The 1,012-nt window shown below is 69.3% G+C and carries 1 protein-coding gene; it reads right to left on the bottom strand.

Translation table 11 applies throughout. The features are described 5' to 3' along the window. A partial coding sequence (locus ACYVPE_RS39830) for an IS481 family transposase (RefSeq protein WP_461038733.1) occupies positions 1–949 on the bottom strand: 949 nt, incomplete at its 3' end. Positions 950–1,012 lie beyond the last annotated feature (63 nt).

Genomic DNA, 1,012 nt, shown 5'->3' with positions numbered 1-1,012 from the left:
TGTATTGCCCTGTGAGGTTGGGGACGCGGCTGGCGGGTGGTTGGCCTGCGAGTGCGGTGTGTCCGCGGTGGTGATTGTAGGTGTGGAGCCAGTTGGGGAAGGCGTCGCGTCGTTCCTGCTCTGAGTGGTAGGGGCGGGCGTAGGCCCATTCGTCGAGCAGGGTGCGGTTGAAGCGTTCGACTTTGCCGTTGGTCTGGGGCCGGTAGGGCCGGGTTCGTTTGTGGGTGATCCCGGCCTGTGCCAGGGTGTCGCGCCAGTCGCGGGACTTGTAGCAGGAGCCGTTGTCGGTCAGGACACGTTCGACGGTGATCCCGGCCTGTTCGAAGAACCGCTGGGCTCGGGTCCAGAAAGCGGTGGCGGTCTCCTTGCGCTCGTCCGACAGGATTTCGCTGTAGGCCAGGCGGGAGTGGTCGTCGACAGCGGTGTGGAGGTAGCTGTAGCCGGCGGCGGCGCGGGTCTTGCGGCCGGCCTGGCGGCCCAGGACCTTGTGCCCGCCGCCGTCAGGGATGTTCCCGAGCTTCTTGATGTCCACGTGGACCAGTTCGCCGGGCCGCTCCCGTTCGTAGCGGCGGATGACGCGGCCGGTGGCCCGGTCCAGATGGGCCAGGCGCGCGAGGCCGAAGCGGGTCAGGACGCGGTGCACCGTCGAGGGGACCAGGCGCAGCAGGTGTGCGATGCGGGCCGGTCCCCAGCGGCGGAGGAGGCGGACCTTGATGATCCTGCGTTCGGTGCGGGTCGGGGTGCGGCGCGGGCTGTGGTGCGGACGGGAGGATCGGTCGGTCATCCCCGCCTCACCGAACCGGCGGTAGCGGTCGGCCCACCGTTGAGCGGTGGTGGGCGAGACCTGGAAGCGTTCGGCGGCCCGGCGAAGGGGCCAGCCGTCGTCCACGACGCAGCGGGCCAGGCGCAGACGCCCGGTCTCGGTCAACGGGGCATTACGGTGGTGCATGAGGGCCTTTCTCAAGGTCGGTGTAGACGTCGTAATCCACACCGAACCCGGAAGGCCCTCACC

Source organism: Streptomyces mayteni (assembly GCF_054783955.1).
Note: the sequence above shows the minus strand (reverse complement) of the source record. Positions and strands in the feature narration are given on the sequence as shown.